Raw genomic sequence first — 25,592 nt, forward strand, 5'->3', positions numbered from 1 at the left:
TTCATTATCCATAATCCATCTCGGCCGCGAAGCTAGGCAATTCTTACCCGGCAATTATGGTCTCCGCCAGGAAAATTCTGCCTTGCATTTTCTGCCGGCTTTACGCCGCGCCGTGACGAACCAAATAAATCCAAGGACATAGCGTCTCGCGGCGCGTTGGCACGAATATGGCATATCTGGTGCACGTGCTGTTAAGCCTAATTTCACGGGTGTGAGTTAGTCTTTCGCACGTTAAACCTGCGGAAGGAGTCCGCTTTACCGGGAAAAGGAGTTCATCCCATGGCTATCAGTGGCATTTCTCTTAGTGAATCAGCCAGATCAAACTTGGTCTCGCTGCAACAAACGACCCAACTGCTCAACTCGACAGAAGATCGTCTTGCCTCGGGCAAGAAGGTTAACAGCGCGATCGATAACGCTTCCGCGTTCTTCAAATCGCAATCCTTCTTAAACCGCGCCAGCGATCTTTCGGAACTCAAGGATGGTCTCTCGACCGCGCTGCAGTCCGTGAAAGCGGCCTCCAACGCGATCACTGCCATCACGAGCGTCGTGAAGCAGCTGCAAGGTCTCGCGAATGACGCGCTGCAGAAAACCAACTCTGACGACAAGCAGACGCTGGCCACGCAGTTCAATTCGCTGCGCGATCAGTTGGACGGTCTCGTCGACGATGCCACCTTCAACGGTGTCAATCTGTTGACGTCTGCCGGCGAACTTGTCGTGAAGTTCAACGAAGATGGCAGCAGCACGCTGACGATCTCGGGCGTCGATCTAAGCGCAGACGATGGTCTGGGCATTGATGCGGCGACTGACTTCGGAAGCACTGAAGACATCAATACCTCGATCAGCCAGTTGTCGACGGCTCTGAATACGCTGCGCACCACCGCCAGCACGTTCGGTACCAACGCGACTCTGATCCAAACGCGTTCCGACTTCACCACGTCTCTGGTCAACATCCTGCAGGTCGCTTCGGACAAGCTGGTGTTGGCGGATACCAACGAAGAAGGCGCGAACCTCCAGGCGCTGCAAGCTCGCTCTCAGCTTGGTATCGCGGCCCTGGGAATTTCGGGTCAGCAGCAGTCCGCCATCTTGCGGTTGTTCTAAGGGTAATGAGACGGGGACGGCGGCAAACGCCGTCCCCTAGTTTCTCTGATCTTGGTTTTACGGCGGTTCGCCCGCCATTCCTCGAAGGAGTCGAGGACATGCCGCTAAAAATTCGCGTCAAGCCAGAACAAAAATTCTTCGCCGGCGGCGCCGTGCTGAAGAATGTCGGCGCCAAGGCCGCCGATCTCCTGGTGCTTTCCGACAGCCCGGTGCTGCGCGAAGGCTATATGATGAACACCGACCGCAGCGAAGAATCCGACGCCGCCACGGTCTATTTCCTGCTGCAGATGATCTATCTGTTCAAGGGCAAGGGACAGCCGCTCGATAACCTGGTCATCGACACGATCGACAAATTCGCGGCGCTTTATCCTCACCTATCCGGCAATGTCACCGAAATCGTCGCGCTTTTGCGCAACGGCGAGAGCTTCAAGGCTCTCAAGCTAGGCCATGACATGCTCTCGGATTATGAAGCGGCAAAGCCGAAGACCGCGCCCGTCGTGCCGTCCCCAGAACTCTCCCTTCAACCCCTTCCCTGCAATTAAGGAGCCGACCATGAGCAAACAACTTTTGAACACCTACACCAACACCCAGAAAGACAGTGAGTCGATCCGGGAAATCGAAGCCCGCGCGCTGCTCAACTGCGCCAGCAAACTGCGCCAGGCCCAGGAACAGGTGGAGAATTACGATCTCTATATCGAGGCGATCAAAACAACCAGCGGCTATGGACGATATTCCAGGTCAGTCTCTGCGAGCCTGAAAATCTCCTGGCGCGCGATCTCAAGATCACGCTGCTGAATCTCAGCCGTTTCGTGGACAAGGTAAGTCTGCGGGCGCTCTCCGAGTATAATACTTCGCTGCTGACCAGCCTGATTGATATCAATCGCAATATCGCGGCCGGACTCAGCGTCAAACCGGAAGGCGAAACGGCGGACTCCGGCGCGGCTCCGGCGGCGCAAGGCGGCGGCTCTTTCTCGGCCAGCGCGTAAGCTATATCTGCCAGACCCGGTAACCGTTTTCTTCCGCAAGAACGGTTGCCGCCGGAGCGAAACGCGCGATCGGCACGGTCTTTTGCGTCACGAGAACCAAATGCCCGCGCGAGGTCAAATAGCGCGGCGCGGCGGCCAGCAATTCTTTCACCACGCCGAAATCCTGCTTCGCCCCGGCATGGATCGGCGGATTGCTGACGATGAGATCGTAACGGGCGCGACATGAGGCGAGGCCGTCTCCCTGAATATATTCGGCGCCGGCAATATTCTCGCGCGCCGCCATGATCGCCAGCGCATCATAATCGAGCAGATGGAGCCGGGCGTCAGGCCAGCAACGCCGCGCCGCGAGCGCCAGAATTCCCGCGCCGCAGGCGAAGTCCAGCATAAGTTTCGGCGCAGGCAATCGCGCCATGCATTCGATAAGCAAAGCCGAGCCGGGATCGAGCCGTCCCGCCGCGAACATGCCGGGATAGAAATCGATATTCGCAGCCATGACCGGCAATTTCGATTCTTTGCCGCGTCTTCCATGATTCCAAATCTCGCTTCGGCAAGACGGACAAGCGGGGATGCCGCGCCAGATATACGCGGCCATGATATTTCGTCGCCGCCGTCGTGACATCGCGAAAGATCTCCTGCATGTCCTTGAATGCCGGAATGATGCCGCCGGCTTTCATGCCGAACAGAACGGCGACGCCCCCATCGGTCAGATGCCCCGCGGCGAGATGCAGATTCATCGCCATTCTTCGCGGGCGCGCGGCAAGCCCAGCAGCACGCCGTCATAGCCACGATCCCATACGCTGAAATCCGTGTCAGCGCCGCGACGCCGCTGCCATGCGGCGATCGTGACCGACGGCGGTTTCCATCCCGGCATCAGCGCATCGCACAGCAACAGGGAACGCCCCTCCCCCACAGCTTGCAGAAAAATTTCTGCGCCAGAGCATTGAGGCTTGTCAAATCCTCCGCCATCAGAAGGCGATGCCGAACGGCGCGAGCGCCGCCTGCACCTCGGCGACCGGAAGATCGGCCAGCGGCTTACCCTGAAGAAAGGCGGTTCTCGGCCCGCGCGGGCGCGACCATGTGGGATTGACGCTATCCGTGAACAGGGTCAGCGTCGATGCGCCCACCGCGGCGGCTATATGGGTCGGGCCGGTATCGTTGCCGACGACGGCCATGGCGCGCCGCGCGACGCCGCCGATTTGCGCCAGGCTCGTGCGTCCGCCGAGATCGACAAGTTCTCCGGCCTCCGCCTTAATCGCCTTGATGGCCTCAAGATCGGCTCCGGCTCCTATGGCGACCGCCGCGATGCGCGCGCATAAAGATCGCGCGCCAGCGCCGCGTAGCGCGCGGGAGGCCAGCGCTTATCGAGCCGGGTGGGCGAACAGCCCGGAATCAGCAGAACGAATTTTTCCGGCAGCGCGAGACTGTCCACCGGCGCATCGAGCCACGACCAGTCCGCCGCGGCGGGAACGGTTATGCTGGCCGCCTGCAATTGCGCGCCGATAAAATCGGCAAAATGCCATTCCGGCCTCGGCGGCCAGACACGCGGATGGCTGCCCATGCCCGCCGCGCCCGACCATTCGAAACGCTCAAAGGGCCGCCCAGAAGCCAGAATATAATGCTTTGGCGCATCTTGCCCTGAAGATCGTAAACCCTGGTCGGCCCAAAATCGCGAATGCGTCCCAGCAGATCGAGCCATGCGCCGATATCGGATGCCGGGCGGCCGCTTGTCGCTGATAACCGTATCGAACCATGGCATGAGTCCGGCGAAGCCCATCCATGCCGGCTGGGTGAGCAGCGCGATTTTCGCCCGGGGATGCGCGGCGCGAATAGCCTGAAAGGCCGGGGCGCAAAGCACAAGATCTCCCAAAGCGCCAAGGCGTATGACCAGAATGCGCTCATGCTCGTGATGATGGCCGTCCATGCTTTCTCCCTTATGACGCGGCGATGACGCGGCGATAAACATCCAGCGTGTCCGCCGCCATTTTATGCTTGTCGAATCTCGCCCTTACATGCGCGATGCCGCGCTCGCCCATTTTCAAGCGTTCTTCGGGCGATAATGCAAGAGCCTGCTGGATTTTCGCGGCAAGAGCGGCGGAGTCTCCCACGGCAACCAGATAGCCGGTTTCGCCCGGAATCATGGTTTCCCTGAACCCACCCAGGTCGCTGGCGATGACGGGCACGCCCATGGCCTGCGCCTCGACCGGAATCCGTCCGAAACCTTCGGGAACGAGCGACGGGGCGATGACAAGGTCGGCGGCGGCATAAGCGGCGGGCATGTCGTGGCAATGCCCGGCTAGCTTGACCCGCGCCTCCAGCCGGCATGTTTTTATCGCCTCGATGATTTCCTGGACGTAGGCGTTGCGTCCCTGATCGTCGCCGATGATGACGGCCAGGAAGTTCGATCCCGGATCGCGGAGGGTGACATTATGCAACGCCTCGATCAAAACCATATGCCCTTTAATCCGGCTGAGCCGCGCGGGCATGAGAATGATGCGTTGATCCGGCTCCGCCTCCCAGGACGCGCGCAAGGATCGCACGCGCTCGGATAGAACTTTATCCCGCCGGAACCGCGTGAGATCGATGCCGCGCTGGATGACGACGATGCGCGCTTCTGGCACGCGGTAATTGTCCCGGATGTGAAGGGCGAGGAATTCGGAAATCGCGATCACCACCGCGCCCTTGGCCATGACGCTATTGTAAATCTTTTTAGCCGCGCTCTTGAATTTATAAGCCGCGTGGAACGTCGTCACGAATTTGCATCCCGTCATGCGCGACGCGAAATAGGCCGACCATGCCGGGGCGCGGCTGCGCGCGTGAATGACATCGATATTCTGCGCCCGCGCGATGTCGGCGATACGGGAGGCATTGGAAAGAATTTGCATGGGATTCTTGGAAGCCAGCGGCAATGTATAATGCACGCCGCCTTCGGCTTCCACCGCCGCGACCAAAGGCCCGCCCGAGGAGGCGACGAAACTTCCGGCCCCCGCCCGCGTCAAAGCGGCGTTAACGTCGATGACCGCCTGTTCCGCGCCACCGGTTACCAAAGAAGGAATGATCTGAAGAATCTTCATGACTTATCTATCTGTCGCAGTTCAAGAATTGGCAGGCCGCACCCTGAAACCTCACCCGAAAGCCGCCTGCCAATTCCTGAGTTGCGATGATTATCTATAGTATTTTTATGCGAATAGGAGGCATTTATTAACATGGGAAATTGTCATTGGGAATGCCATTGACATTTCAACCACGCGGCTTAGGATTGCTGCAATTCTTTAACTTATAGTCGGATTCATCACATGCCATCGTCTGGGTACAGCCCCGAACAATTGAAGCTCGTCGAGCAATTTCTCGAATCATGCGCCACGGCCATGGACAAGGAATGCGCGCTGCGCGGCGATACTCTCATCAACGGTTTGCGCCGCGAGCGGTTCGATATCGAGACTTTCATCCTGCAGAACAAGCTGAACGAATCTCAGATCGGCGTCCTGGAATTGACGGTGGATTTCTACAGAAAAGTGGAAAACATCCTGGTCGCGGGCGAAAAGAATTACGCCAAGGCCGTGCGCGCGGGACTTGATTCCGTTTCGGACGATATCCGGCTCATCATCACCGAGCAGGACGAGGAAGAAGATCAAGCCGATCATGACGCGTCAGCCGCCTCGCGCGCAGTCGCCTCGTAATCCTACGGCCGTTTTTCTAAACCGCTAACATTCAGAACGACGCGCGCCGCGCGCGCGGACGGCGCTTCGTCTTCCGCGCCGAGCCAAACGGCGGTTTGAGCCAACTGCGCAGCCTGCGCCGCGCGCGCCGCCGGATCGGCCAGCAGGATTTCGCAAGCCGCCGCGAGCCTGTCCGGCGTGCAGAGCTCCTGCAGAAATTCCGGCACGACCGGACGGTCATGCATGATATTGACCAGATTGGCGTAGCGCACCTTGATCAGCCTGCGATACAGAAAAGCCGTCACGGGGCTGATGCGATAAGCGATCACCGCCGGAAGTCTCGCCAAGGCCAGTTCCAGCGCGACGGTGCCCGAACAGGCGAGCGCGGCAGTCGAAGCTTTGAACCCGTCATATTTGGCCGCGTCGCCCGTGGTCACGATGACGGGAACCGCCCAATCTTTTGTCAGCGCCCGCACCTGCATCTCCACCTGCGGCACAGTCGGCACCGCGCATACCAGATCGGCCAGATCGGGATTCCTGGATTTGAGCAGAGCGAGCGTTTCGGCGAAAATCCGCGCGAGGCGCGTCACCTCGCTCGTCCGGCTGCCGAGCAGAACGCTCAAAACCGGCGTGGTTTCGCTCAATCCATGCGCGGCGCGGAATCGCGCGGCGTCGCCATTCGCGGCGCCGCTTTCGATGATCGGATGCCCCACGAAGCTGCATGGCAGGCCCGCTTCGGTGAAATAGGGCGGCTCGAACGGCAGGAGCGCCAGCAAATGATCGAGAAACCGCGCGATTTTCTTCGCCCGGCCCGCGCGCCAGGCCCATACCGTCGGCGCGACATAATGGATCAGCGGAATCCCCTTCCCCTTCAGCCGCTTCGCCACGCGGAAACAGAAATCCGGCGCGTCGATGGTCACCAGCGCCGCCGGTTTCATTCGCTCCACCTCCGCCGCCGTTTGATCGATGCGGCGAAGCAGATGCGGGATATGAACCAGCAATTCCGCCAGTCCGAAATGCGCGAGCTCTTTTTGCGAAAAGAACAATTCGATACCGGCCTCGACCATGCGCGGCCCGCCGATGCCCGCAAAGCGCAAATCCGGCGGCCCCAGGCGGCGCAGGGCTTTCATCAGATGCGCGCCGAGCAAATCGCCCGACGGCTCCCCGGCAATCAGGAAAATAACCGGCGCCGTCATGGCTTATTCATCCGAATAGCCGTAAAGAAAAATCCCCGCCTGATCGGCGGCGGCAATGACAGCGTGATGATCGATAATCAGGCTCGCGCCGGCTTCCACGGCAATGCCCGCGAAACCTGCGGCGGCGATGCGCGCCACGGTCTCCAGACCTATGGCGGGTAGATCGAGCCGCCTATCCTGCTGCGGCTTGCATAGCTTGACCAGGACGCCGCCGCCGCCCTCGCGCTTCAACGTCGCCGCGCGCGCAATCATGGCGTCGGTGCCCTCGATAGCCTCCAGGCCCAGGACCATGCCTTGCTGAACGACCACGGATTGTCCCGCATCGGCCTCGCCCAGCTTCCGCGCCACGGCAACGCCGCGCTTGATGTCGTGCCAATCCTGCTCGCCCGGTGCTTTGGCGCCAAGCTGCCCGGCGGGAGTCACAAAATCCGCCAGCACGTCGTGAATCCCGACGACGCGGAATCCCTCGGCTTCGATGACTTTCGCGATAGCCTTAAGCAGGCCGTCATCGCCGAGAAGCCCGAATCCGATCTGCATCAGCTTGCGCAGCGTGAACATGTCGGGCTTCAATTCAAACAAGGACGGGCGGCGCACCCGCCCGATCATCACGACGTCCTTGACGCCCGCCGCGCGCGCGGCATTGCGTGCCGCCTCGCCCGCCCCCAGAGGCAGCCAGACATGATCGCTCCCGCCGCCGAGATCGGCATCGGCCTGTCCGGTTATGCAGATCAAGAAATGAGGACGCCGGGATTGCCTTAAATAAGCGATCAGCCGCTTTGGCGCATCGCCGCCTCCGGCCAGAATGCCGAGCTTGGGGCCGGTCATAACCGCTAATCCAACTCGGTCGGCTGGCATAGCGGACGGCTGGTTTTGGCTCGAATAAAATCGAGTACCTCGCCGATCAACGGCTGGCCGTTATAAACTCTGGCTACTTCGTCGAGCCGTTCCGCCATCGTGCCTTCGGGCGAGAACAGCATGCGGTAGGCGGTGCGCAATTCGCGAACCTGATCCTTATTGAAACCGCGGCGCTCCATGCCGACCGTATTGAGTCCGGCGAGATAGGCGCGATCGCCCTTGACCGTGCCGAAGGGAATGACATCGCTCTCCACGGCGGACATGCCGCCGATCATCGCGTGAGCGCCGATGCGCACGAATTGATGAATTCCCGAAAGGCCGCCGAGAATGGCGAAGTCGCCGACCGTGACATGGCCCGCCAGCGTCGCGTTGTTGGCCATGATGACGTTATTGCCGATTTGGCAATCATGCGCGACGTGCGACGCCACCATGAACAGGCAATTGTCGCCGACGCGCGTGATCATGCCGCCGCCTTCGGTGCCGGGATTCATCGTCACATGTTCGCGAATCTGGTTGCCGCTGCCGATAATGAGCTCGGCGGGCTCGCCGCGATATTTCTTATCCTGCGTCTGGGTGCCGATGGAAGCGAACGGATAGATAACCGTGCCGTCACCGATGGTCGTGCGGCCGTCGAGATAGACATGCGCCATCAGCCGGACGTGATTGCCCAGCGCGACATGGCCACCGACAATGCAATAAGGGCCGATATGCGCGCCCTGGCCGAGCTTGGCCGTAGGGCTGACGATCGCCGTGGGATGGACGAAAATTTCCTCGCTCACGCCGCACCGTTGATTTTTGCATCGCTGCCGGACACCAGCATGGCGGTATAGACGGCTTCGGCATAGAGCAGGCCCTCGACATAGGCCTCGCCCCGGAAGCGCCAGACATTGCCCCGCTCGCGCAGCTTTTTGACGCGAAGATGCAGCGTGTCTCCGGGCACCACCGGCCTGCGGAACCGCGCCGTCTCTATGGTCATGAAATATACCAGATCATTGCTGCTATGGCCGTCGCGCAGATAATCGACCACGACGATGCCGGCGGTCTGCGCCATGGCCTCGACGATCAGCACGCCGGGCATGATCGGGCGCTGCGGAAAATGTCCCTGAAAGAACGGCTCGTTCGCCGTGACGTTTTTGATGCCCGTGGCGCTTTCGCCCGGCACGATATCGATGACGCGGTCGATCAGCAGCATCGGATACCGGTGCGGAATCCGGGCCATGATGCCGTTGATATCGATCGTTGCGCTTGCCGTCCCGGATTCGACGGAGGCCAATTCTTTCATCGCCTAGGGTCCAAACTCAGCCACGGTATGGCGGGCCCGACCGGGCGCGCCTTCTCACAAACAGGCCGCAGTCTAGCCGCAAATTCACGGGGCGCAAAGCCTCAATTTTTACTGTTTTTAGCCGCCGCGGGGTCATTGGCGTCTTCGAACTGAACTTTCACCGGCACCTCGGTAAGCTTGATATTCAGGCGATTCAGCACATCGTCGGTTATATCGAGCGCGGGGTCATACCACAGCGACTGCTGCTTCAGCAAAACCAGATTAAAGCCGCGCAGCTTGGCCACGTCCTGCACGACATCCAGCAAATTCTTGCGCACCACTTCCATCGCGGCCGTAAAGCCGCCATCGAGCGCATGGCGCTTGCCCTGCACTTCGCGCTCCACTTCGGTAAATTTTTGCCGCAATTTCTGTTCGCGCTCGGCGAAAGCGTCGGCGGCAAGCGTGTTGCGCGCCTCTTTCAGCTCCTCGTCGGCGTCCCGAAGCTGTTTTTCCTGCTCGGAAATTTCCGCCTGAAACTTCGCGCGCTGATTCTCCAGTTGCTTCTGGACGCTCTTCGCCGCGAGCGACTCCTGAAGAATCCGCTGCACGTCGATGATGGCCGTTATGGATGCAGGCGGCAAAGGCGGCTTGGCCTCAGCCCAAGCCGCTGCCGGCATCAGCAGCACGGCAATAAGAAGAACAAGATGGCGCATTAAAATCTCGTGCCGAAATTAAAGCGGAATTTCTCCAGCTTGTCGTAGGATTGCTTCATCACCGGGTGGGCGAAATCGAGCCGCACGGGGCCGAACGGGGACTGCCAGGTGGCTCCTAGGCCAATGCTCGCGCGGATGCTCTGATCGGTGCGCAGATCCTCGCCGGGCGCGGGCGAGACGGCGACTTTGCCTATGGTGCCCGCGTCCGAGAAGATATGGAACTTGATGCCGACTTCGTCGGGCAGACCGCTCGGCATGGTCAGCTCGACGGTGCCGCGCCCGAAATGCTCGCCGCCCAAAGCGTCCTCGTTCGATCCCGGGGTCATGTCGCGCGGGCCGACGCCTGAGAACTCGAAGCCGCGCAGCGTGTCGCCGCCCAGAAAGAAGCGGTCGGAGATACGGACTTTCTCGCCCAGGCCGTTCATATAGCCGCCCTCGCCTTCGATGCTGAAAATCCAGCTTTCCGCCAGCTTGAAATATTCCGTCGCCTTAACCCGCGCCCGGCCATAGCGGACATTGCCGCCGAGACCGGCAAGATCGGTGTAAAGATGGAGGATGTAGCCGGTGGACGGGTTAAGCCTGCTGTCGCGCGTATCGTAGCTTAGTTCCTGGCCGACCATCGAGGTATTGGCGACTCCCTGCTGCTCGCGGATGAAGCGCGAAGCGGTGTCGGGCACGGTGGAAATATTCGTATTCTGATAGGTATAGTTCAGCCGCTGCCGCAACTGCTCGGAAAGCGGATAGCCCAGCCGCAGCGAAAAGCCGGTATTGGTCTCGTCATAGGAGCTTGCGTCCTGGTTGTCGCGGGTGACGCGGAACAAATCGACGCCCGCCGCGAGGTCGCGATCCAGGAAATACGGCTCGGTGAAGCTGACGTCGAACTGCTTGGTCCGGCCCGACAAGGTGGCGCCGAAACGCACATCCTGGCCCTTGCCCATGAAATTCTTTTCGCGGATCGAGAAATCGCCCAGCGGGCCGTCGGTCGTGGAGTAGCCCGCGCCGAAAGAAATTTCTCCGGTGGCCTTTTCCTTGACTGCAACCTTGACCGCCGTCTGGTCGGGCTGCGCGCCTTCCTCGGGAGTGATTTTCACTTCCTCGAAGAAGCCGGTGTCCTTGATGCGCTGCTCGGAACGCTCCAGCTTGGCCTTGTTGAAAGCGTCGCCCTCGGCAAAAGCCAGTTCGCGGCGGATCACCTTGTCCATCGTCCGCATGTTGCCTTCGATGTCGATGCGGGAAACGAACATGCGCGGCCCTTCGCGCACGCGATAGACGATATTGATGATCTGCTTCTCGCGAATGCGCTCGATATCCGGCACCACTTCGACGAAGGCATATTGCAGCCTGTCCACCGCCGTCGTCAGCTGATCGATGCTGCGCTCGATTTCCGCCGCGCTGTACCAGTCGCCGGATATGGTCGTGACCTTGTCGGCATACTGCGCCCCATCCAGCCCCTTGAGTTCGCTGACGACCTTGATCTCGCCCAGACGGTAGCGCTCTCCCTCATCGACCGTATAGGTGATGAAGAAATCTTTCTTGTTGGGCGTCAGTTCGGCATTGGCCGACAACACCCTGAAATCGACATAGCCCTGGTTCAGATAGAATTTGCGGAGCAATTCGCGATCGTAATTGAGCCGGTCGGGATCGTAAAAATCGGAGCTGGAGAAAAATCTCCACCAGGCGGACTCTCGAGTATTGATGATGCCGCGCAATTCGCCGGCCGAGAAATGATTGTTGCCGACGAAACCGATGCTTTGAATGCCGGTCTTGTCGCCTTCCACGATTTCAAAAATGACATCGACGCGGTTTTGTTCGCGCTGCACCAGTTTCGGCTCGACGGTAGCGGCAAAACGCCCGGAGCGGCGATAAAGATCGAGCAGGCGCTGCACGTCCCGCTGAACCCGCGGCAGGGTATAGACCAGACGCGGCTTGAGCTGGACTTCCTTCTCGAGGTCCTCGGTCTTGAGTTCGGCGTTGCCCTCGAACACGACTTTATTGACGACCGGATTTTCCCGGACCCTGACGATCAGGGCCGTGCCGTTCATGCCGAGGACTACATCCTGAAACAGGCCGGTGGCGAACAGCGCCTTGACAGATTCGTTGATCTTGGCAGCCGTCGCCTGCTGCCCTTTTTGCAAGGCAAGGTATGAAACCACGGTTTCCGATTCCAGGCGCTGGGCGCCCTCGACCTTGATGGCCTCGACAACCGGCGCTTCGGGAGCGGGCGGCGCGACAGGCGCCAGGACGGGCCCGGCTTCCGGCATAACGGGCAAGGCCGCGATGCGGGCAGGCGCCGACAGCGGTTTGCCCATGGGAATGCCCGTGGGAGCCTGCACGCGTTGCGCGCCGGCAGCCTCCGGCCAGGAGAAAACAGCCGCAAACGCCATGATGGCCGCGACGGCGCGTATGGCAACCAGCCCTGATCGGAAGAAGGCAAACGGCATAAACGACTATAAGGGTTAAGAGAAGATCTGTTTCAGATACGATAGAAAACCGAATTGGACAAGGTCGTTATAGGTTGAGAATATGAACAGGCACAAAACGACCAGCACCCCTCCCCGCATCGCCCAATCCTGGACTTTCTCGGTCAAAGGACGGCGGCGCACGATTTCTATCACATAGAACAGCATATGCCCGCCATCGAGCATCGGAATCGGGAACAGGTTCACAAGGCCCAGATTGATCGAGATCATGATCACGAACAGGATATAAGTCGGAAGTTCCTTGGTTTTGGCGACATCGCCCGACATTTTGGCGATGCGCAAGGCTCCGCCGAGTTCTTCGGTGCCCCTCAGTCCCATGATCATCTGCCGGACGGCGGCGAGCATGTCATAAGTTATGTTCCAGGCCATCGCGAACGAGTGAGTAACGATCCCGCCCGGACTTAGCTTTCGATAAGCCTGATCCTGGCTGGAGACGCCAAGCTGCGCCGTGCGATGGCTATAGCCGAAGCGGTCGGTCAGATCGACGAGGCGGGGCGTAATCGTCATCTCCTTCTTATCGCCGTCACGCTCGATTTCGACTTTCATCGGCGTTCCGGTATTCAAGCCAATGATGCGCTGCATATCCGAGAACCGTTCCACGGCCTCGCCGTCGATGGCCACGACGCGATCGCCGGACTTTACCCCCGCCGCTTCCGCGGCACTGTCTTTTACGACCGTATCGACGACCGCGGGCGTATAGGGTTCGCCGTAATAAGCGAACATCCCCATCATCAGCAGAATGGCGAACAGGTAATTGGACACCGGCCCCGCGCTGACGATAGCCAGGCGCTTCCATGGGTTTTGGTGGAAAAAGGATATATCCCGCTCATGCTTGGTCATCTGATGAACGCGGCTGTCCGGCGTCGAGGCGGCATCGGCGTCGCCGAACATCCTGACATAGCCGCCCAAGGGAAAAACGGCCACCTTCCATCTGGTGCCGTGGCGGTCGGTACGGCCCCATATCTCCGGCCCGAAACCGATCGAGAACGACAGCACCCGAACGCCGCAACGGCGCGCGACCCAGTAATGCCCGAATTCGTGCACGAACACGACGATGCTGAGCGTCACGACGAAAGGCACAAAATAATTGCCGATCACATTGAATAAATCTTCCATACCCGATCCCTTATGCCTTGCGGCTGATGAAGGCGTTTGCGGCGCGGCGCGCCTCGGCGTCGGCGTCGGCGAGCGTTTTCAAATCATGAAGCGGCCCCGCCTGGACCGCCTCCAGAGTCGCCGCATTGACGGCCTCGATATCCAGAAAGCCGATCCGCCCGCCGAGGAAAGCCTCGACGGCGACTTCATTCGCGGCATTGAGAATAGCAGGCGCTGTGCCTCCCGACTTCATGACCTGGCGAGCCAGATCAAGAGCGGGGAATTTTACCGGATCGGGCAATTCGAAAGTCAATTGGGAAATTTTCGCGAAGTCGAGCCGCGCCGCAGGTGTTTCCATGCGCTCGGGCCAAGCGAGGGTATAGCCGATCGGCGTCCGCATGTCCGGGGTGCCGAGCTGCGCCAGCACCGAGCCATCGGCATACTCGACCATACTATGGATGACCGACTGCGGATGAACCACGACGTCGATCTTTTCGCCGGGCATATTGAACAGATAATGCGCCTCGATAATTTCAAGGCCCTTATTCATCATCGTCGCGCTGTCGATGGAGATTTTAGCGCCCATCGCCCAGACGGGATGCTTGACGGCTTCGGCCGCCGTCACGCGGGCCATGTCTTCGCGCGACATGGTGCGGAACGGCCCGCCGGACGCGGTCAGAATCAGGCGGGTGATGCTGTCCGCCCGATCCGCCTCAAACACCTGCCATATGGCGTTATGCTCGCTATCGACCGGCAGTAATTTGGTCCCGGACTTGGCGACGAGGTCCATCATCAGAGGTCCGGCGCAAACCAGGGTTTCCTTGTTCGCGAACGCGACCTTGACGCCGCGCTGCGCCGCCGCGATCGTCGAAGGCAGGCCCGCCGCGCCGACAATCGCGGCCATGACCCAATCGCTGTCGATCCGGGCCGCCTCGACGACGGCCTCCGGCCCGGCTGCAACCGCTATATTCGTGCCTGCCAGCGCGGCTTTAAGATCGTTGTAGAAAGCGGGATCGGCCACCACGGCGAGCTCGGCGTTAAGCGCCCTCGCCTGCTCGGCCAATTTGGCGACATTGCGATGAGCCGTGAGCGCCGCGACGGCGTAATTCTGAGGCGCGCGCAGCAACAGATCGACGGTCTGGCATCCGACCGAACCGGTCGATCCCAGGACAGTCACGCGCCGGCGCTCGGCCTGAACCTTCGATACAGGCGTCTGCCGCGCTAAGTTAGTCACCACCATGAAATGCCCTCTCCCACCACCTGCAGCAGCATAAAAAACAGCGAAGCCGCGATCAGCCCGTCGATTCGATCGAGCATGCCGCCATGACCGGGTATCAATTGCCCGCTATCCTTCACGCCGCAGCGGCGCTTGATATAGGATTCAAACAAATCGCCAAGTTGCGCCGCTATGGCGAGCGCTACGGCAAAGCCCGATGCTATGCCCGGCTCCCGTACTCCGAATCCACGAGCCGTAGCATAGCCTAAGATTGCCGCTATGGCTATGCCGCCGAATGCGCCCGCCCAAGTCTTGGAAGGGCTGATGGCGGGGCATAATCTCGGCCCCCGCAGCCAGCGTCCGAAGAAATAAGCCCCCATATCGGTGCCCCAGACCGCCAGCAGCAGAAAAACCGTCAACCCCAGCCCATGCTCGGGCGTATTGCGGGTATATAGAAGAGCAAGGCAGCCCGCGCCCACATAAACGGACCCGAAAGCCGTCCAAAAGGTCCGCCTCCACCCGGAGCGCCCGGCCGCCGAAGCCAGAAAAACCCCCAGCGCCGACAGGCTGCCTGCCAAGGCCGTCTCGCCGGGCCCGAGAAAATACGCCGTTATAAAGGTCGCGCCCATCGCCGCGACCGCAAGCCACTGGATAAGCCGCAGCGGCTGCGGGCGAAACATTTCGACCCATTCATAAATGCCGAACAGCGCCAGCGCGGCAATGACGGCCGCCGCCTGCGCGCCGCCATGAAGGGTCGCGGCAAGCGCCATGGCGATCAGCACGATGGCCGATACGATCCGCTGCTGCAGTTCGACCCGTTGCTGCGCTTCCTCACTCGCCAATCGTCGCTCCATAGCGCCGCTCGCGCTTGTCGAATTCATCCAGCGCGCGGCGCAATTCGTTTTCGCCGAAATCCGGCCATAAAGTATCCAGGAATACGAACTCGGCATAAGCCGCCTGCCAGAGCAGGAAATTCGACAGCCGCTGCTCGCCGCTGGTGCGAATGATGAGATCGGGATCGGGCACGTCATGCGTATCGAGCACGGCGGTCAGGGCGGCCTCGTCGATCTCGTCCGCCTTCAGCGTTCCCGCCGCCGCCTGCGCCGCGAGGCGGCGCGCCGCCGCCGTGATTTCCTGCCTCGATCCATAGCTGAGCGCCGAAACCAGCGTGAAACCCGTATTGGCCGCCGTCAGAGTCTCGGCATGCTCGATCATGGCGACGATGTCGGGAGATAATGCCGAACGGTCTCCGATCACCTTGATGCGCACGCCTTCTTTGTGCAAATTCGCGAGCTCGCTGCGCATGAAGAAGCGCATCAAATCCATAAGCTCCCGTACTTCGCCGGCAGGCCGCCTCCAGTTCTCGGAGGAAAAACTATAGATCGTCAGATAGCTGATCGGAAGACTGCGGCAGGCGCGCAGCGTGCGCTTGATCGCTTCGATGCCGGCGCGATGCCCCATCGTGCGCGGCAGGCCGCGCGCCGCGGCCCAGCGCCCATTGCCGTCCATGATGATGGCGACATGCAGATTTCTGGCGTCCGGCGTCACGCGATATCTCTTTTCATGGCGATACGAGGCAAAATAAAAGGATTGTTCCTGACCCAGTCCAAATGCGGCGCAAAATTTTCCTCATCCTCGACCAAACCGGCGGCAAGATAACCCGGCAATGCCTCTCTCGGCAATGCGCGAAACCCATGCCTGCCGTAAAAAGGAGCGTTCCACGGAGCCTTCGCGCCCGTCAGCAGCGTCACCGCCGCCAGCCCGCGCCGGCCCGCCTCCGCGATGACGTGATGCAATAAAGCCGTGCCCGCGCCGCGTCTTCCATAAACCGGTGACACAAAAAGATGATGGAGGAAAAAATCCTCGCCGATGGTTTTGGCCAAACAATAACCCGCAGCCTCGCTATCGATCTCAAGAATTTCCATTAAGCAACTGATATTATTGAAATTTAGGAATGAAGTTAAAGCAAGAGGTCTGGCGCGATAATCGGGGCCGAACAGCCCTGCGGCGCTTTGTTTGATCGCCGCGCAGACCGGGAAATCCTCATCGCGAGCGGCGCGGATAACGCAAGCCGCCGTCTGCCCGGATGCATCCGCCTTTCGGCCCTCGCGCATTAGATGTGCATCACTTCCTTTTCTTTGGCGGCGAGACCTTCGTCGATTTTCTTGATGTGCTCGTCGGTCAGCTTCTGAACTTTTTCCGATAGGCTCTTATGCTCGTCCTCGGTGATGCCGCCGTCTTTTTCTTCTTTCTTCAGCGCGTCCATCGCGTCGCGGCGCACGTTGCGCACGGCGATGCGGGTCTGCTCGGCATATTTGCCCGCCACCTTGACGAGCTCCGCGCGCCGTTCCTGGCTCAGTTCGGGAACCGGCACCCGGATAAGCTGGCCGTCGGGCTGGGGATTCAATCCAAGCCCGGCGTCTCGGATCGCCTTTTCGACCGGCTTGACCATACCTTTGTCCCAGACCTGCACCGTCAGCAGGCGCGGCTCCGGCACGCTGACCGTTCCAACCTGATTGAGCGGCATCATGCTGCCATAGGCTTCGACCTGGATTGGGTCGAGCATGCCGGTCGAAGCCCGGCCGGTGCGCAGCCCGGAGAATTCCTTGCGCAGCGCCTCGAGCGCGCCGTCCATGCGTTTGCCGTATTCGTCGAGTTTGAAGGTCATGGACCCCGCCTTTTTTTGGAAATGCCCGGATGAGGAAGGATGCGTATTAATCGCCGATGATCGTGGACTTGCCTTTGCCTTGCATGACTTCGGCGAAAGCGCCGTGCTCGAAGATCGAGAACACCAGGATCGGGATTTTGCTTTGCCGCGCCAGCGAAATGGCAGATGTGTCCATCACCTGCAAATCCTGCGCCAGCACGTCGAGATAGCTGAGGCGGTCATAACGCTTGGCATCGGGGAATTTCTTGGGATCGGCGCTGTAGACGCCGTCGACCTTGGTGCCCTTGAGCAGCGCGTCGCACTGCATTTCCGAGGCGCGCAGCGCGGCGGCGGAATCGGTGGTGAAGAACGGGTTGCCGGTTCCGGCGGCGAAAATCACCACGCGGCCTTTTTCCATGTGCCGCTGCGCGCGGCGGCGGATGTATGGCTCGCAGACGGTGGACATCGGAATGGCGGACTGCACCCGCGTCGGCACGTCCATCTTTTCGAGCGCGTTCTGCATCGCCAGCGCGTTCATCACCGTGGCCAGCATGCCCATATAGTCGGCGGTGGCGCGATCCATGCCGCTGGCCGCGCCCGATACGCCGCGAAAGATATTGCCGCCGCCGATGACGACGCAAACCTGCACGCCCATCGCGATGACATCCTTGATCTCGGTGGCGACGCGGTCGACGATCACCTGATCGAGGCCGTAATCGCGGCTGCCCATCAGGGCCTCACCCGACAGCTTGAGCAGCACGCGGCGGTACTTGATCTGGTCGTTATGCGCGGTCGGCTTGGTCATGGCGGGCGTCCGCTTCTCGGCAAGATTGTCGGTCATTTCAATATCCTGATATAAGGCCTTATGCAATCGCGTGCAATTTACGCCGGGAAATATGATTTTTCCAGTCTTAAAGTTAAAAAGGAAAAGCTGCTGTTAACCATCCGTGAAAGTAAATCGTTTCTGGAGGTATCAGTCACTTTTATCGTATCTTGGTGCCATCGAATATTGAGGAACAAAGCTTATGAAACCGGAAATTATCGAAATCGACGCGCGGAAATATACAAAGCTTGAACTTACCCAAGGCATAGAGACCGCCATTCGTGCCCTGCAAAAAGATATCGGCTCCACCGCGCCCCTGGAAACCTTTCAAATGCGTCCAATACATGAAAAGCGTCTCAGCCTATACGGCGCTGGGGCGGAAGATATAGAGATATGTATCCTGAATCCAGACGTTCCGGATCACGTTCCCTTTACATCCCTGCGCGGCATGCACGCCACGAGAACAGGAGCCATGGCCGATTGGCTGAATAGCGCTCTTAAGCCGATCTTTGACAATCCCTCTGAGCCCAACGAGGCAAGTCTTCTCGTTCGCAACGAGCAAGGCCGACCGGCCAGATTCGTCAAAGTACTGCACCGGAACGAGATATAATTCGGAAAGGAAAGATCATGACAGCGCAAAAAGTCATTAACGCCATTCAATACGTCAAAATCGAACTGGCCCAAGGCCCGACGGCCGCTCTCGCAGCCCTTCGGAACGACCTTGGCTCTAAGCAAAGGCTGAAAGTCAGCCGCGTCGAAAAAGGCCTCGGCCATGACGGACAGCTTGTGGCGAATATTCCGGACCTGAATGTCTGGAGGCCCGAGTCCATGCCGCTTTCAGGCACAATGGCCGTCAATGGCTATGGCAAAACCCGCGAAGGCGCGACGACCAGCCTCTTAAGGCAATTGCTGGACCCCGAAGTCGGTAGAAAGAGGAACGGCGTGGAAACGCCCCTGCAGCTATGCGTCGGAGACGAAGACGCGCCGCATAGCTTGGTTACGGTCGTGCCTTTCCGCCCATTCCAGCCGGCCAAGACTTCAACAGCGACGGCGGAATTGAACGCATAAAACCCGGAGCGCGAAGACGGCCTCTTTCCCGATCAGGACGCCATTTTCGCGACTTCGGCGGCGAAATCGCCCTGCTCGGCCTTGTCGACGCCCTCGCCAAGCTGGAAACGGACGAAGCCCTTGATCGCGATCGGCGCGCCTAACGTCTTGGCGGCGTTTTCAACCGCCTTGGCGATTTTGGTCTCGCCGTCGACGACGTACATCTGCTCCATAAGCACGACTTCCTCGTAATATTTCTTCACACGGCCCTCGACCATTTTGGCAATGATTTCATCGGGTTTGCCGGAAGCCTTGGCCTGTTCCGTCAAGATGGCCTTCTCGCGCTCAAGCGCGGCGGGATCGACTTCGGCGATGGTTAGGGCGTCCGGACGGGCGGCAGCGACATGCATCGCAAGCTGCTTGCCGAACTCGGCCAGCTTGGCCTTGTCCGCCGTGGACTCGAGCGCCACCAGAACGCCGATCTTGCCAAGATTAGGCGCCAGCGCGTTATGGACATAAGTGGCGACCACACCATCGCTCACTGCAAGTTTCTTGCTGCGGCGCAGATTCATATTCTCGCCGACGGTGGCGATCAGATTGGTCAGCTCGTCCTGCACATTGCGGCCCGTGTCGGGATAGGCGGCCTGCTTGAGGGCTTCGGCTTCGCCGTTGCCCGCCAGCGCCAATTGCGCCGCCTGCAGCGCGAAAGCCTGGAACTGCTCGTTGCGCGCCACGAAATCGGTCTCGGCATTGACCTCGACCGCGACCGCCGCGGTTCCGCTTGCCGCAACCGCGACCAGACCTTCCGCCGCCGCGCGTCCGGCCTTCTTCGCCGCCGCCGACAGGCCCTTTTTCCGCAGCCAGTCGATAGCCGCTTCCAAAGCGCCCTCGGTTTCGGAAAGCGCCTTTTTGCAGTCCATCATTCCGGCGCCGGTTTTCTCCCGCAGTTCTTTGACAAGTTGCGCGCTAATTTCCGCCATCTTACTATCTCCTGATTATATCCCTTGAATTAAGCCGAAACCGCAATCGCTTCCGGAGGTTCCGGTGGCACTGGCGTGAGGACCGGCGGCTTCTCGGCGGCGCCTGCATCCTTGGAATTGGCCCCCATTTCAGCCTCGATGCCATCCAGCACCGAAAGCGCGGCCAACTCGCAGTAAAGCTCGACGGCGCGCGCGGCGTCGTCATTGCCGGGAATCGGATAGGTGATGTGGCTGGGGTCGGAATTGCTGTCCAGAATGGCGACGACGGGAATGCCGAGCTTCGTCGCTTCTTCGACCGCGATCGATTCCTTGTTGGAGTCGATGACGAAAAGAATATCCGGCAAGCCGCCCATTTCCTTGATGCCGCCCAAAGCCCGCTCCAGCTTGTCGCGCTGGCGTGTGATTTGAAGCTGTTCCTTCTTCGAGAGTTTGAGAGCCTCGTTGACCAGCCGCTCATCGAGTTCGCGCAGCCGCTTGATCGACTGCGAAATGGTCTTCCAGTTGGTCAGCATGCCGCCGAGCCAGCGATGGTTGACGTAATACTGGCCGCAACGCTTCGCCGCTTCGGCGATGCGCTCCTGCGCCTGATGCTTGGTGCCGACGAACAGCACGCGTCCGCCGCGCGCCGTGGTATCGCGCAATGCCTGCAGCGCCCGCTGCAGCATCGGAACGGTCTGCTCCAAATCGATGATATGAACGCCGTTACGCACTCCGAAAAGATACGTTTGCATCTTCGGGTTCCAGCGGCGCGTATTATGGCCGAAATGGATTCCCGCCTCGAACAATTGGCGCATGGTGAAAGTGGGCATAGTCATGCCTTGTCTCCTCAGTCTCCGGTTATGTTCCCCTGGGCTTTTGCCCAAAAGGCCGCCGTAGGGGTAGCCGGGAAACCCGGCACCGGAGCCACATCCGTTCTGGAAATCCAGGTTGGAGAAAGGCTTAGCCTACGTGTGATGTCCGGGCGTCGCAACCGCTATGCCCAGCGGATCTATTGTTAGCGAATTAGGGCCGAGAATGCAACGGGAAAGCCTGAACCTGATTCCTTATATTTATATGGTTGGAATTACCATATTTTCTCCGCACCGCAACAAAGTATTGTTTTAAGCTATTTTTTGTTTGCATTGCTGTGGAAAAAGATGATTATTAGTTATTAAACAAGCCTGGAGGAACAATGACCACACATACACAACCCGCATCTCTCCCCCGCACGTCCTGCCTCTTCAACAAGGCCAAACGCATAACGCTGCACTTCGTGACGCCGGTCGTAGCCTTCATCAGCTTGGCGGAGAATGTTACGGATATAGGAGATCTGGCTTTGAAAGCTCTGCTCGGCCCGACACAGACTTCTCAAACTGCGGCCGGTTCCGACAATGTGGCGCGGCGCGATGCATCCCTCGCACCGGAACGCCAAGCTTCCGATATCTATGCCCTGCGCCTTGCTCCCGACGGCAATCTGTGGGCATGCCCGGGAAATCTCCCTCCCTCCAATAAAGGCTGCCCCGGAGGCATTAAGCTCAACGGCTTCAGTGTCGCCGTCCTGGATGACGGTGTTGCCGGCGCGCCTTTATTCACGCGCATAACCGCCACGGAAAACGGCCAGATCATTCCCTTGCGCCCGCTGCCCTTGGCGGCCAAGCCTTTCACGCTGGCGATTCATTAGGCCTTATGGATTATTGACTTCAGGAAATATTTTGCGCTCTTGATCGGTCAATCAATTCAGCGCGCCATCTATTTCCCATGGCCGCGCGCCTTTGGCGGGCGGATGACACAAGGAGGAAATATAAGGTGATGCTTCAGAACGGCACCAGCGCGTCATAGAGCTGCTGGCCATAACGCGGCTGATGAATATCCTGGATTTGGCCGCCATAGGCAGCGCCTAGCGGCCCCATTCTTATCGAATACCGGCCTGGATTGCAGCCGGAAAGCCGCAAAAAGCGAAGATTCCTATAACCATTTCCAGAAATTATCGCTACATTCCGGGAATTGCCTCATTTGATAAGGACATTTTTATGCAAAGACCGCTCGCCCATAAGGCCAGACAGACCTCGACCATAGCGGCATTCAGAGCCTATGCCCGCCGGGTGGCACAACGCTTGCCAGGCGCCCTTCCCGCCATCGGACAAGCCGCCGCCGAATTCGGCGCGGCGCTGGTTCCGGTCTTGGCCGCGGTCGCTCATATGGAAGGAGGGCTTTCGAAGCCGGTTCTGGTCATCGGAACGACTTTATTCGCCCTCGGCATGAAAGGGCTCATTCTCGATCCGGCTGCACCGCGCCAGGCCGTAAAAACGCGGCGCGATCCTCAGCCTTACTTGCATTAGGCTGCTGGCGTGACTGTATAGCGCATGACACTTTGCCTCGGCGATTGACCCAAGCGAATATTCGTTCCAGCTTGTCGTTGAAACGATCAAGGAAGACATGAATGCGCCTCACCGTGTGGCAAGCGGCCGCTTTACTTTATCTGTTGCTGCCGCTCGCGATTTTTCTGCTGTTTTTCTCGAATGGCTTGATGGCGGCGGCAGGGCTTATCTTTATCGGCTGGTCGGTCTGGCGGCTCATGCGCGATGGCGTCGAGCAATCGCTATCGATGCCGATGGCTTGCGGCCTGCTGCTCGTCTCATGCTTCATGATCGCCCTATCCGGCATCCTGCCGCCGCTGGGCCAAGATTTCGATTATCGCAAGCATTACGGAATCCTCAAACTTCTGATTGATCATCCCTGGCCGGTTGTCATCGACAACGGAGAGGCACCGGTCATGCTTCGCTATTATCTCGGCTGGTATCTGGTGCCGGCTGGCTTGTGCAAACTGTTCGGCCCGGCGCTGCTCGATAGCGTGCTTGCCGTCTGGTCCGCTTTGGGGCTTTGGCTGATTTTCGCGCTTCTGGCGGAGAGCTTAAAAATAAAAAATCGGTGGCTGGCGATATTAGCCGCGCCGATGTTCATGTTTTTCAGCGGCGCGGATCTGGCGGGAACGGCATTGACCAAGTTGTATTCGTCGGTTCCCCTGTATCACGATCATTACGAATACTGGGCGCTATTCTATCAATATCAGGCCGTCATGACGACTTTCATGGGATCGCTGCAACATGGTCTTCCGGCATGGATCGCCATCGGCCTGCTGCTCAGCGCTGGTCCCTCTTCACGCCTGCTTTCCCACGCCGGATTGTTTTTCTTCGCAATATTGTTCTGGTCGCCGCTTTGCGCCCTTGGAACGGCCCCCTTTATTCTTGTCTCTTCAGCAACCGGGACCAAGAGCCTGAAACAATTATTCAGCGCAAGCAATTTTCTGTCGGCCGCCGCGCTTGGATTGCCCATCATGGGTTATCTGTTTTCGGGCACGCAGGAAATCCCGCACGGCTGGATATTCGATACGCCCGGCTGGACCATGAATAATCTCATCATGTTCTGGATTTTGGAATTCGGCCTTTTCGCCGTGCTGGCTATGATGATCGGCACCGAACGCTCCGCCATGCTTTACACGGCGGCTTTAGTCTTGCTCCTTGCGCCTTTCGTCCGCACCGGCATTGCCAACGACTTCCCCATGCGCGTTTCGATTCCCGCCCTGGCGGTTCTGGCATGGATCGTGATTGAAATTATCCTGACCCGGCCTTTGTTAAAAACCCTTCCCCTCATCATGGTATTCATGCTCGGCGTCAATACCGCCTATATGGGGATAGCACGCGGATTCCGTCATGATTTCAGGGCCGATGCGCCGGATCGAATCATGCTGATGACTCCCGAGAACAAATACCGCGCCCAGTATATCGCTCCTTATCCCAGCCCGTTTGTGCGTTAGGCTTTTTTGCCGCCGCGAAACCAGGCCTTAGAATGGCATCAGCACGTCATAGAGCTGCTGGCCATAGCGCGGCTGCTGAATATCCTGGATCTGGCCGCGGCCGCCATAGGTGATGCGGGCTTCGGCAATCTGATCGTAAGACACGGTATTTTCCGAGCTGATATCCTCCGGGCGGATAACGCCGTTGATCTGAAGCTCGCGCATGTCGTAATTGACAACCATCTGCTGCTTGCCGGTGATGACCAGATTGCCGGTCGGCAAGACCTGCGTGATCGTCGCGGCGACTTTCATGCTGATCTGCTCCTGGCGATTGACCGAGCCTTTGCCTTCGCTCTTGCCCGTGGTGTCGATATCGACGAGATCCGTCGAGCCTGGAGGCATCCATTTGGCGATTTGCTGCTCATAGCCGAAGAAGCCGCCCACTTTACCGTTTTCGTTATTGGCGCGCTCGCGCTTGGTTTCGTTCTGCAATTGCGCCTTGTCATTGATGGAAATAACGACGGTCAGAATATCGCCGACGCGGCTGGCGCGCTGATCGCGGAAGAAGGCGCGCGATCCCGCCTGCCACAGAGAATTCGCCCGGATTTCGCCCGGCGTCGCCGCCGGCACCGGCATCCGCACCGGAATATAGCCGGGCTTGCCCGTCGGATCTTCGACGGGAGCCATGACCGGGGCCTGGCCGATTTCGCTGACCCGATCCAGGGCATTGCAGCCGGACAGGCACAGAACCAGCGCGGCGCTACCCAGCAATTGACGCATCGACGATTTCATTAGCGACTCCTTCGCATATCAATTAGTAGCAAGCTGCACCGGCATCTCGATCTTGACGACGCCGGGGGATACGATCTTGGCCTCGATCACGCGGTTGCTCTGCGTATTGGTGACACGAATGACCTCGCCCACCGCGCCGTCCTGAAGCGCCCGCCCCTGAGAGGTAAGCAGCATGGCAGGAGATTCTATTTTCATCGTCACCAGCGAGCCGCGCAGCACCACGCGCGGCGATGCTATGTCGCGAATGCGGATGGGAGACTGGGCGGGCATTTGCCGCTTAAGCTCCATGCCGACGACCGTCTCCGAACCGCGCATGTAATCGCCGGCGCGGTCGGCGGTCATCTTGATCCAGTCAAGATCGGCATCCTCGATCACATCGCCCTGCGCCATCGTCTTGTTCAGCACCGGCACGTCGACCGTGTTGACCGCGCGTCCCGTCACATGCATCTGCTGGAACGCGGGCGTGTCGGCGGCGGCCAGCAATTCGGCGCGGAATCGCTGATTGGTTTTATCGAACGCGAAATCCTGCAGGCTGAAATCCGGATTCACTTCGGTCGGCAGATTGATCTCCAGCGACCGGTTGTCGAAGGCGACGTCGATATCGCCCTGCACGCCCTGCGCCTTCAATTGATCGACGATCGCCGCCTTGATCATCGCCGTGTCGATTTTATGCGAGGCGCGCGTGATGACCGATTTATCGGTGAAGCTGTTCGCCCGCCAATCCAGATTGTAACGCTGCGCCAGTTTGCTGAGAACGCCGTAGTCGTACACCACGCCGCGTCCCGGCTCGGGAGCGGTGGCGATTTCCAGGTCCTGCGTCGGCGCGAGACCGGAAAACACGTCTGCCAGCCGGATCGCGGCGCGGTCGATCTTGACCTGAGCGTTGAGCGCGATCTCTCCGCCCAAAACCGGGTTCGGCATCAGCGCCATCAGCGCCGCCCACAAGCCATAATGCAGCAACCTGGACATCAGCTA

Annotated in this window: 32 protein-coding genes; 10 read left to right on the forward strand and 22 right to left on the reverse strand. The window is 59.4% G+C overall.

From position 1 onward, the window contains the following. The first annotated feature begins 279 nt into the window (after positions 1-279). The 4 genes from WDO70_07215 to WDO70_07230 all read left to right on the forward strand — a co-directional run bounded on the left by WDO70_07215 (position 280) and on the right by WDO70_07230 (position 2,084). A complete protein-coding gene (locus tag WDO70_07215; protein MEJ0062978.1) occupies positions 280-1,098 on the forward strand; it encodes a flagellin in 819 nt (272 codons plus the stop codon). 98 nt (positions 1,099-1,196) lie between these two features. Next, complete coding sequence (locus WDO70_07220; protein ID MEJ0062979.1) at positions 1,197-1,640, forward strand: flagellar biosynthesis repressor FlbT; 444 nt, start codon at positions 1,197-1,199, stop codon at positions 1,638-1,640. A 10-nt stretch (positions 1,641-1,650) separates the two neighbouring features. Next, complete coding sequence (locus tag WDO70_07225) at positions 1,651-1,893, forward strand: hypothetical protein (GenBank protein ID MEJ0062980.1); 243 nt, start codon at positions 1,651-1,653, stop codon at positions 1,891-1,893. Then, positions 1,863-2,084: a flagellar biosynthesis regulator FlaF gene (locus tag WDO70_07230; GenBank protein ID MEJ0062981.1), complete on the forward strand. Its 222-nt coding sequence runs from the start codon at positions 1,863-1,865 to the stop codon at positions 2,082-2,084. Before WDO70_07225 ends, WDO70_07230 begins: the two co-directional genes overlap by 31 nt. Before the next feature lies 1 nt (position 2,085). Here WDO70_07230 and WDO70_07235 read toward each other — a convergent pair whose 3' ends face one another. The 5 genes from WDO70_07235 to WDO70_07255 all read right to left on the reverse strand — a co-directional run bounded on the left by WDO70_07235 (position 2,086) and on the right by WDO70_07255 (position 5,155). After that, positions 2,086-2,676 carry a methyltransferase gene (locus tag WDO70_07235; GenBank protein ID MEJ0062982.1) on the reverse strand — a complete coding sequence of 197 codons (591 nt, stop codon included), beginning with the start codon at positions 2,674-2,676 and terminating at the stop codon, positions 2,086-2,088. 138 nt (positions 2,677-2,814) lie between these two features. Further along, positions 2,815-2,973, reverse strand: a complete 159-nt coding sequence (locus WDO70_07240; GenBank protein MEJ0062983.1) for a hypothetical protein — start codon at positions 2,971-2,973, stop codon at positions 2,815-2,817. 76 nt (positions 2,974-3,049) lie between these two features. Next, a complete protein-coding gene (locus WDO70_07245) occupies positions 3,050-3,439 on the reverse strand; it encodes a glycosyltransferase family 9 protein (protein ID MEJ0062984.1) in 390 nt (129 codons plus the stop codon). Continuing rightward, on the reverse strand, positions 3,370-4,047 hold the full coding sequence (locus WDO70_07250; GenBank protein ID MEJ0062985.1) for a hypothetical protein: 678 nt from the start codon (positions 4,045-4,047) through the stop codon (positions 3,370-3,372). Before WDO70_07250 ends, WDO70_07245 begins: the two co-directional genes overlap by 70 nt. Next, positions 4,016-5,155, reverse strand: coding sequence for a glycosyltransferase family 4 protein (locus tag WDO70_07255; protein ID MEJ0062986.1), 1,140 nt, complete (start codon positions 5,153-5,155; stop codon positions 4,016-4,018). Before WDO70_07255 ends, WDO70_07250 begins: the two co-directional genes overlap by 32 nt. Before the next feature lie 222 nt (positions 5,156-5,377). Between WDO70_07255 and WDO70_07260 the strand changes: the two genes are divergently transcribed. Next, the gene (locus tag WDO70_07260) at positions 5,378-5,761 is read left to right on the forward strand and encodes a hypothetical protein (GenBank protein MEJ0062987.1); all 384 of its coding nucleotides are present in this window, start codon (positions 5,378-5,380) and stop codon (positions 5,759-5,761) included. A gap of 2 nt (positions 5,762-5,763) precedes the next feature. On the opposite strand, the gene lpxB is transcribed toward WDO70_07260, so the two are convergent. The 13 genes from lpxB to pyrH form a co-directional block, all read right to left on the reverse strand. Beyond that, complete coding sequence (gene lpxB / locus WDO70_07265; GenBank protein ID MEJ0062988.1) at positions 5,764-6,936, reverse strand: lipid-A-disaccharide synthase; 1,173 nt, start codon at positions 6,934-6,936, stop codon at positions 5,764-5,766. A gap of 3 nt (positions 6,937-6,939) precedes the next feature. Next, positions 6,940-7,761 carry a UDP-2,3-diacylglucosamine diphosphatase LpxI gene (lpxI, locus tag WDO70_07270; protein ID MEJ0062989.1) on the reverse strand — a complete coding sequence of 274 codons (822 nt, stop codon included), beginning with the start codon at positions 7,759-7,761 and terminating at the stop codon, positions 6,940-6,942. Between the two features lie 5 nt (positions 7,762-7,766). After that, the gene (gene lpxA / locus WDO70_07275) at positions 7,767-8,570 is read right to left on the reverse strand and encodes an acyl-ACP--UDP-N-acetylglucosamine O-acyltransferase (GenBank protein ID MEJ0062990.1); all 804 of its coding nucleotides are present in this window, start codon (positions 8,568-8,570) and stop codon (positions 7,767-7,769) included. Beyond that, positions 8,567-9,073, reverse strand: a complete 507-nt coding sequence (gene fabZ, locus WDO70_07280; GenBank protein MEJ0062991.1) for a 3-hydroxyacyl-ACP dehydratase FabZ — start codon at positions 9,071-9,073, stop codon at positions 8,567-8,569. Before fabZ ends, lpxA begins: the two co-directional genes overlap by 4 nt. Before the next feature lie 101 nt (positions 9,074-9,174). After that, positions 9,175-9,765 carry an OmpH family outer membrane protein gene (locus WDO70_07285; GenBank protein MEJ0062992.1) on the reverse strand — a complete coding sequence of 197 codons (591 nt, stop codon included), beginning with the start codon at positions 9,763-9,765 and terminating at the stop codon, positions 9,175-9,177. Next, positions 9,765-12,206 carry an outer membrane protein assembly factor BamA gene (bamA, locus tag WDO70_07290; protein MEJ0062993.1) on the reverse strand — a complete coding sequence of 814 codons (2,442 nt, stop codon included), beginning with the start codon at positions 12,204-12,206 and terminating at the stop codon, positions 9,765-9,767. The genes WDO70_07285 and bamA overlap by 1 nt, the downstream gene beginning before the upstream one ends. 15 nt (positions 12,207-12,221) lie before the next feature. After that, positions 12,222-13,361 (reverse strand): M50 family metallopeptidase, encoded by a 1,140-nt coding sequence (locus tag WDO70_07295; GenBank protein ID MEJ0062994.1) that lies wholly within the window; start codon positions 13,359-13,361, stop codon positions 12,222-12,224. Between the two features lie 10 nt (positions 13,362-13,371). After that, a complete protein-coding gene (locus WDO70_07300) occupies positions 13,372-14,580 on the reverse strand; it encodes a 1-deoxy-D-xylulose-5-phosphate reductoisomerase (GenBank protein MEJ0062995.1) in 1,209 nt (402 codons plus the stop codon). Continuing rightward, positions 14,571-15,398 carry a phosphatidate cytidylyltransferase gene (locus tag WDO70_07305; GenBank protein MEJ0062996.1) on the reverse strand — a complete coding sequence of 276 codons (828 nt, stop codon included), beginning with the start codon at positions 15,396-15,398 and terminating at the stop codon, positions 14,571-14,573. Before WDO70_07305 ends, WDO70_07300 begins: the two co-directional genes overlap by 10 nt. Then, complete coding sequence (locus WDO70_07310) at positions 15,388-16,104, reverse strand: isoprenyl transferase (GenBank protein MEJ0062997.1); 717 nt, start codon at positions 16,102-16,104, stop codon at positions 15,388-15,390. The genes WDO70_07305 and WDO70_07310 overlap by 11 nt, the downstream gene beginning before the upstream one ends. Next, on the reverse strand, positions 16,101-16,670 hold the full coding sequence (locus tag WDO70_07315) for a GNAT family N-acetyltransferase (GenBank protein MEJ0062998.1): 570 nt from the start codon (positions 16,668-16,670) through the stop codon (positions 16,101-16,103). Before WDO70_07315 ends, WDO70_07310 begins: the two co-directional genes overlap by 4 nt. Beyond that, the gene (gene frr / locus WDO70_07320) at positions 16,670-17,224 is read right to left on the reverse strand and encodes a ribosome recycling factor (protein MEJ0062999.1); all 555 of its coding nucleotides are present in this window, start codon (positions 17,222-17,224) and stop codon (positions 16,670-16,672) included. The genes WDO70_07315 and frr overlap by 1 nt, the downstream gene beginning before the upstream one ends. Positions 17,225-17,270: 46 nt before the next feature. Continuing rightward, positions 17,271-18,008 carry a UMP kinase gene (pyrH, locus tag WDO70_07325; protein ID MEJ0063000.1) on the reverse strand — a complete coding sequence of 246 codons (738 nt, stop codon included), beginning with the start codon at positions 18,006-18,008 and terminating at the stop codon, positions 17,271-17,273. Between the two features lie 220 nt (positions 18,009-18,228). Between pyrH and WDO70_07330 the strand changes: the two genes are divergently transcribed. Both WDO70_07330 and WDO70_07335 read left to right on the forward strand, forming a co-directional pair. Further along, positions 18,229-18,636: a hypothetical protein gene (locus WDO70_07330; GenBank protein ID MEJ0063001.1), complete on the forward strand. Its 408-nt coding sequence runs from the start codon at positions 18,229-18,231 to the stop codon at positions 18,634-18,636. Positions 18,637-18,653: 17 nt separating this feature from the next. Beyond that, complete coding sequence (locus tag WDO70_07335) at positions 18,654-19,094, forward strand: hypothetical protein (protein MEJ0063002.1); 441 nt, start codon at positions 18,654-18,656, stop codon at positions 19,092-19,094. Between the two features lie 32 nt (positions 19,095-19,126). Here the strand turns inward: WDO70_07335 and tsf are convergent, their stop codons facing one another. Both tsf and rpsB read right to left on the reverse strand, forming a co-directional pair. Continuing rightward, the gene (gene tsf / locus WDO70_07340) at positions 19,127-20,053 is read right to left on the reverse strand and encodes a translation elongation factor Ts (protein MEJ0063003.1); all 927 of its coding nucleotides are present in this window, start codon (positions 20,051-20,053) and stop codon (positions 19,127-19,129) included. 29 nt (positions 20,054-20,082) lie between these two features. After that, positions 20,083-20,868, reverse strand: coding sequence for a 30S ribosomal protein S2 (rpsB, locus tag WDO70_07345; protein ID MEJ0063004.1), 786 nt, complete (start codon positions 20,866-20,868; stop codon positions 20,083-20,085). Positions 20,869-21,224: 356 nt separating this feature from the next. On the opposite strand from rpsB, the gene WDO70_07350 reads away from it, so the two are divergent. From WDO70_07350 to WDO70_07360, 3 genes are all read left to right on the forward strand, one after another. Beyond that, entirely contained in the window at positions 21,225-21,713 is a 489-nt protein-coding gene (locus WDO70_07350; protein MEJ0063005.1) for a hypothetical protein, read from the forward strand. A 349-nt stretch (positions 21,714-22,062) separates the two neighbouring features. Next, positions 22,063-22,371, forward strand: coding sequence for a hypothetical protein (locus WDO70_07355; protein ID MEJ0063006.1), 309 nt, complete (start codon positions 22,063-22,065; stop codon positions 22,369-22,371). A 101-nt stretch (positions 22,372-22,472) separates the two neighbouring features. Next, complete coding sequence (locus WDO70_07360; GenBank protein ID MEJ0063007.1) at positions 22,473-23,846, forward strand: hypothetical protein; 1,374 nt, start codon at positions 22,473-22,475, stop codon at positions 23,844-23,846. A 27-nt stretch (positions 23,847-23,873) separates the two neighbouring features. Here WDO70_07360 and flgH read toward each other — a convergent pair whose 3' ends face one another. Then, complete coding sequence (gene flgH, locus WDO70_07365; GenBank protein MEJ0063008.1) at positions 23,874-24,617, reverse strand: flagellar basal body L-ring protein FlgH; 744 nt, start codon at positions 24,615-24,617, stop codon at positions 23,874-23,876. Positions 24,618-24,635: 18 nt separating this feature from the next. Next, entirely contained in the window at positions 24,636-25,586 is a 951-nt protein-coding gene (gene flgA, locus WDO70_07370) for a flagellar basal body P-ring formation chaperone FlgA (GenBank protein ID MEJ0063009.1), read from the reverse strand. Positions 25,587-25,592 lie beyond the last annotated feature (6 nt).

This window comes from Alphaproteobacteria bacterium, from assembly GCA_037200005.1.
Lineage (GTDB): Bacteria > Pseudomonadota > Alphaproteobacteria > UBA9219 > RFNS01 > JBBCGY01.

Excerpts from the sequence above, each read along its gene's own strand:
- lpxB (MEJ0062988.1), bottom strand. The coding sequence starts at position 6,936 with ATGACGGCGCCGGTTATTTTCCTGATTGCCGGGGAGCCGTCGGGCGAT.
- fabZ (MEJ0062991.1), bottom strand. The coding sequence starts at position 9,073 with ATGAAAGAATTGGCCTCCGTCGAATCCGGGACGGCAAGCGCAACGATC.
- WDO70_07330 (MEJ0063001.1), top strand. The coding sequence starts at position 18,229 with ATGAAACCGGAAATTATCGAAATCGACGCGCGGAAATATACAAAGCTT.
- WDO70_07255 (MEJ0062986.1), bottom strand. The coding sequence starts at position 5,155 with ATGAAGATTCTTCAGATCATTCCTTCTTTGGTAACCGGTGGCGCGGAA.
- WDO70_07335 (MEJ0063002.1), top strand. The coding sequence starts at position 18,654 with ATGACAGCGCAAAAAGTCATTAACGCCATTCAATACGTCAAAATCGAA.
- tsf (MEJ0063003.1), bottom strand. The coding sequence starts at position 20,053 with ATGGCGGAAATTAGCGCGCAACTTGTCAAAGAACTGCGGGAGAAAACC.
- WDO70_07260 (MEJ0062987.1), top strand. The coding sequence starts at position 5,378 with ATGCCATCGTCTGGGTACAGCCCCGAACAATTGAAGCTCGTCGAGCAA.
- lpxI (MEJ0062989.1), bottom strand. The coding sequence starts at position 7,761 with ATGACCGGCCCCAAGCTCGGCATTCTGGCCGGAGGCGGCGATGCGCCA.
- pyrH (MEJ0063000.1), bottom strand. The coding sequence starts at position 18,008 with ATGACCAAGCCGACCGCGCATAACGACCAGATCAAGTACCGCCGCGTG.
- rpsB (MEJ0063004.1), bottom strand. The coding sequence starts at position 20,868 with ATGACTATGCCCACTTTCACCATGCGCCAATTGTTCGAGGCGGGAATC.
- flgH (MEJ0063008.1), bottom strand. The coding sequence starts at position 24,617 with ATGAAATCGTCGATGCGTCAATTGCTGGGTAGCGCCGCGCTGGTTCTG.
- WDO70_07360 (MEJ0063007.1), top strand. The coding sequence starts at position 22,473 with ATGCGCCTCACCGTGTGGCAAGCGGCCGCTTTACTTTATCTGTTGCTG.
- bamA (MEJ0062993.1), bottom strand. The coding sequence starts at position 12,206 with ATGCCGTTTGCCTTCTTCCGATCAGGGCTGGTTGCCATACGCGCCGTC.
- WDO70_07250 (MEJ0062985.1), bottom strand. The coding sequence starts at position 4,047 with ATGTTTATCGCCGCGTCATCGCCGCGTCATAAGGGAGAAAGCATGGAC.
- WDO70_07285 (MEJ0062992.1), bottom strand. The coding sequence starts at position 9,765 with ATGCGCCATCTTGTTCTTCTTATTGCCGTGCTGCTGATGCCGGCAGCG.
- WDO70_07295 (MEJ0062994.1), bottom strand. The coding sequence starts at position 13,361 with ATGGAAGATTTATTCAATGTGATCGGCAATTATTTTGTGCCTTTCGTC.
- frr (MEJ0062999.1), bottom strand. The coding sequence starts at position 17,224 with ATGACCTTCAAACTCGACGAATACGGCAAACGCATGGACGGCGCGCTC.
- WDO70_07220 (MEJ0062979.1), top strand. The coding sequence starts at position 1,197 with ATGCCGCTAAAAATTCGCGTCAAGCCAGAACAAAAATTCTTCGCCGGC.
- WDO70_07300 (MEJ0062995.1), bottom strand. The coding sequence starts at position 14,580 with ATGGTGGTGACTAACTTAGCGCGGCAGACGCCTGTATCGAAGGTTCAG.
- WDO70_07315 (MEJ0062998.1), bottom strand. The coding sequence starts at position 16,670 with ATGCGCGAGGGCCGAAAGGCGGATGCATCCGGGCAGACGGCGGCTTGC.
- WDO70_07215 (MEJ0062978.1), top strand. The coding sequence starts at position 280 with ATGGCTATCAGTGGCATTTCTCTTAGTGAATCAGCCAGATCAAACTTG.
- flgA (MEJ0063009.1), bottom strand. The coding sequence starts at position 25,586 with ATGTCCAGGTTGCTGCATTATGGCTTGTGGGCGGCGCTGATGGCGCTG.
- WDO70_07350 (MEJ0063005.1), top strand. The coding sequence starts at position 21,225 with ATGACCACACATACACAACCCGCATCTCTCCCCCGCACGTCCTGCCTC.
- WDO70_07235 (MEJ0062982.1), bottom strand. The coding sequence starts at position 2,676 with ATGGCCGCGTATATCTGGCGCGGCATCCCCGCTTGTCCGTCTTGCCGA.
- WDO70_07225 (MEJ0062980.1), top strand. The coding sequence starts at position 1,651 with ATGAGCAAACAACTTTTGAACACCTACACCAACACCCAGAAAGACAGT.
- WDO70_07355 (MEJ0063006.1), top strand. The coding sequence starts at position 22,063 with ATGCAAAGACCGCTCGCCCATAAGGCCAGACAGACCTCGACCATAGCG.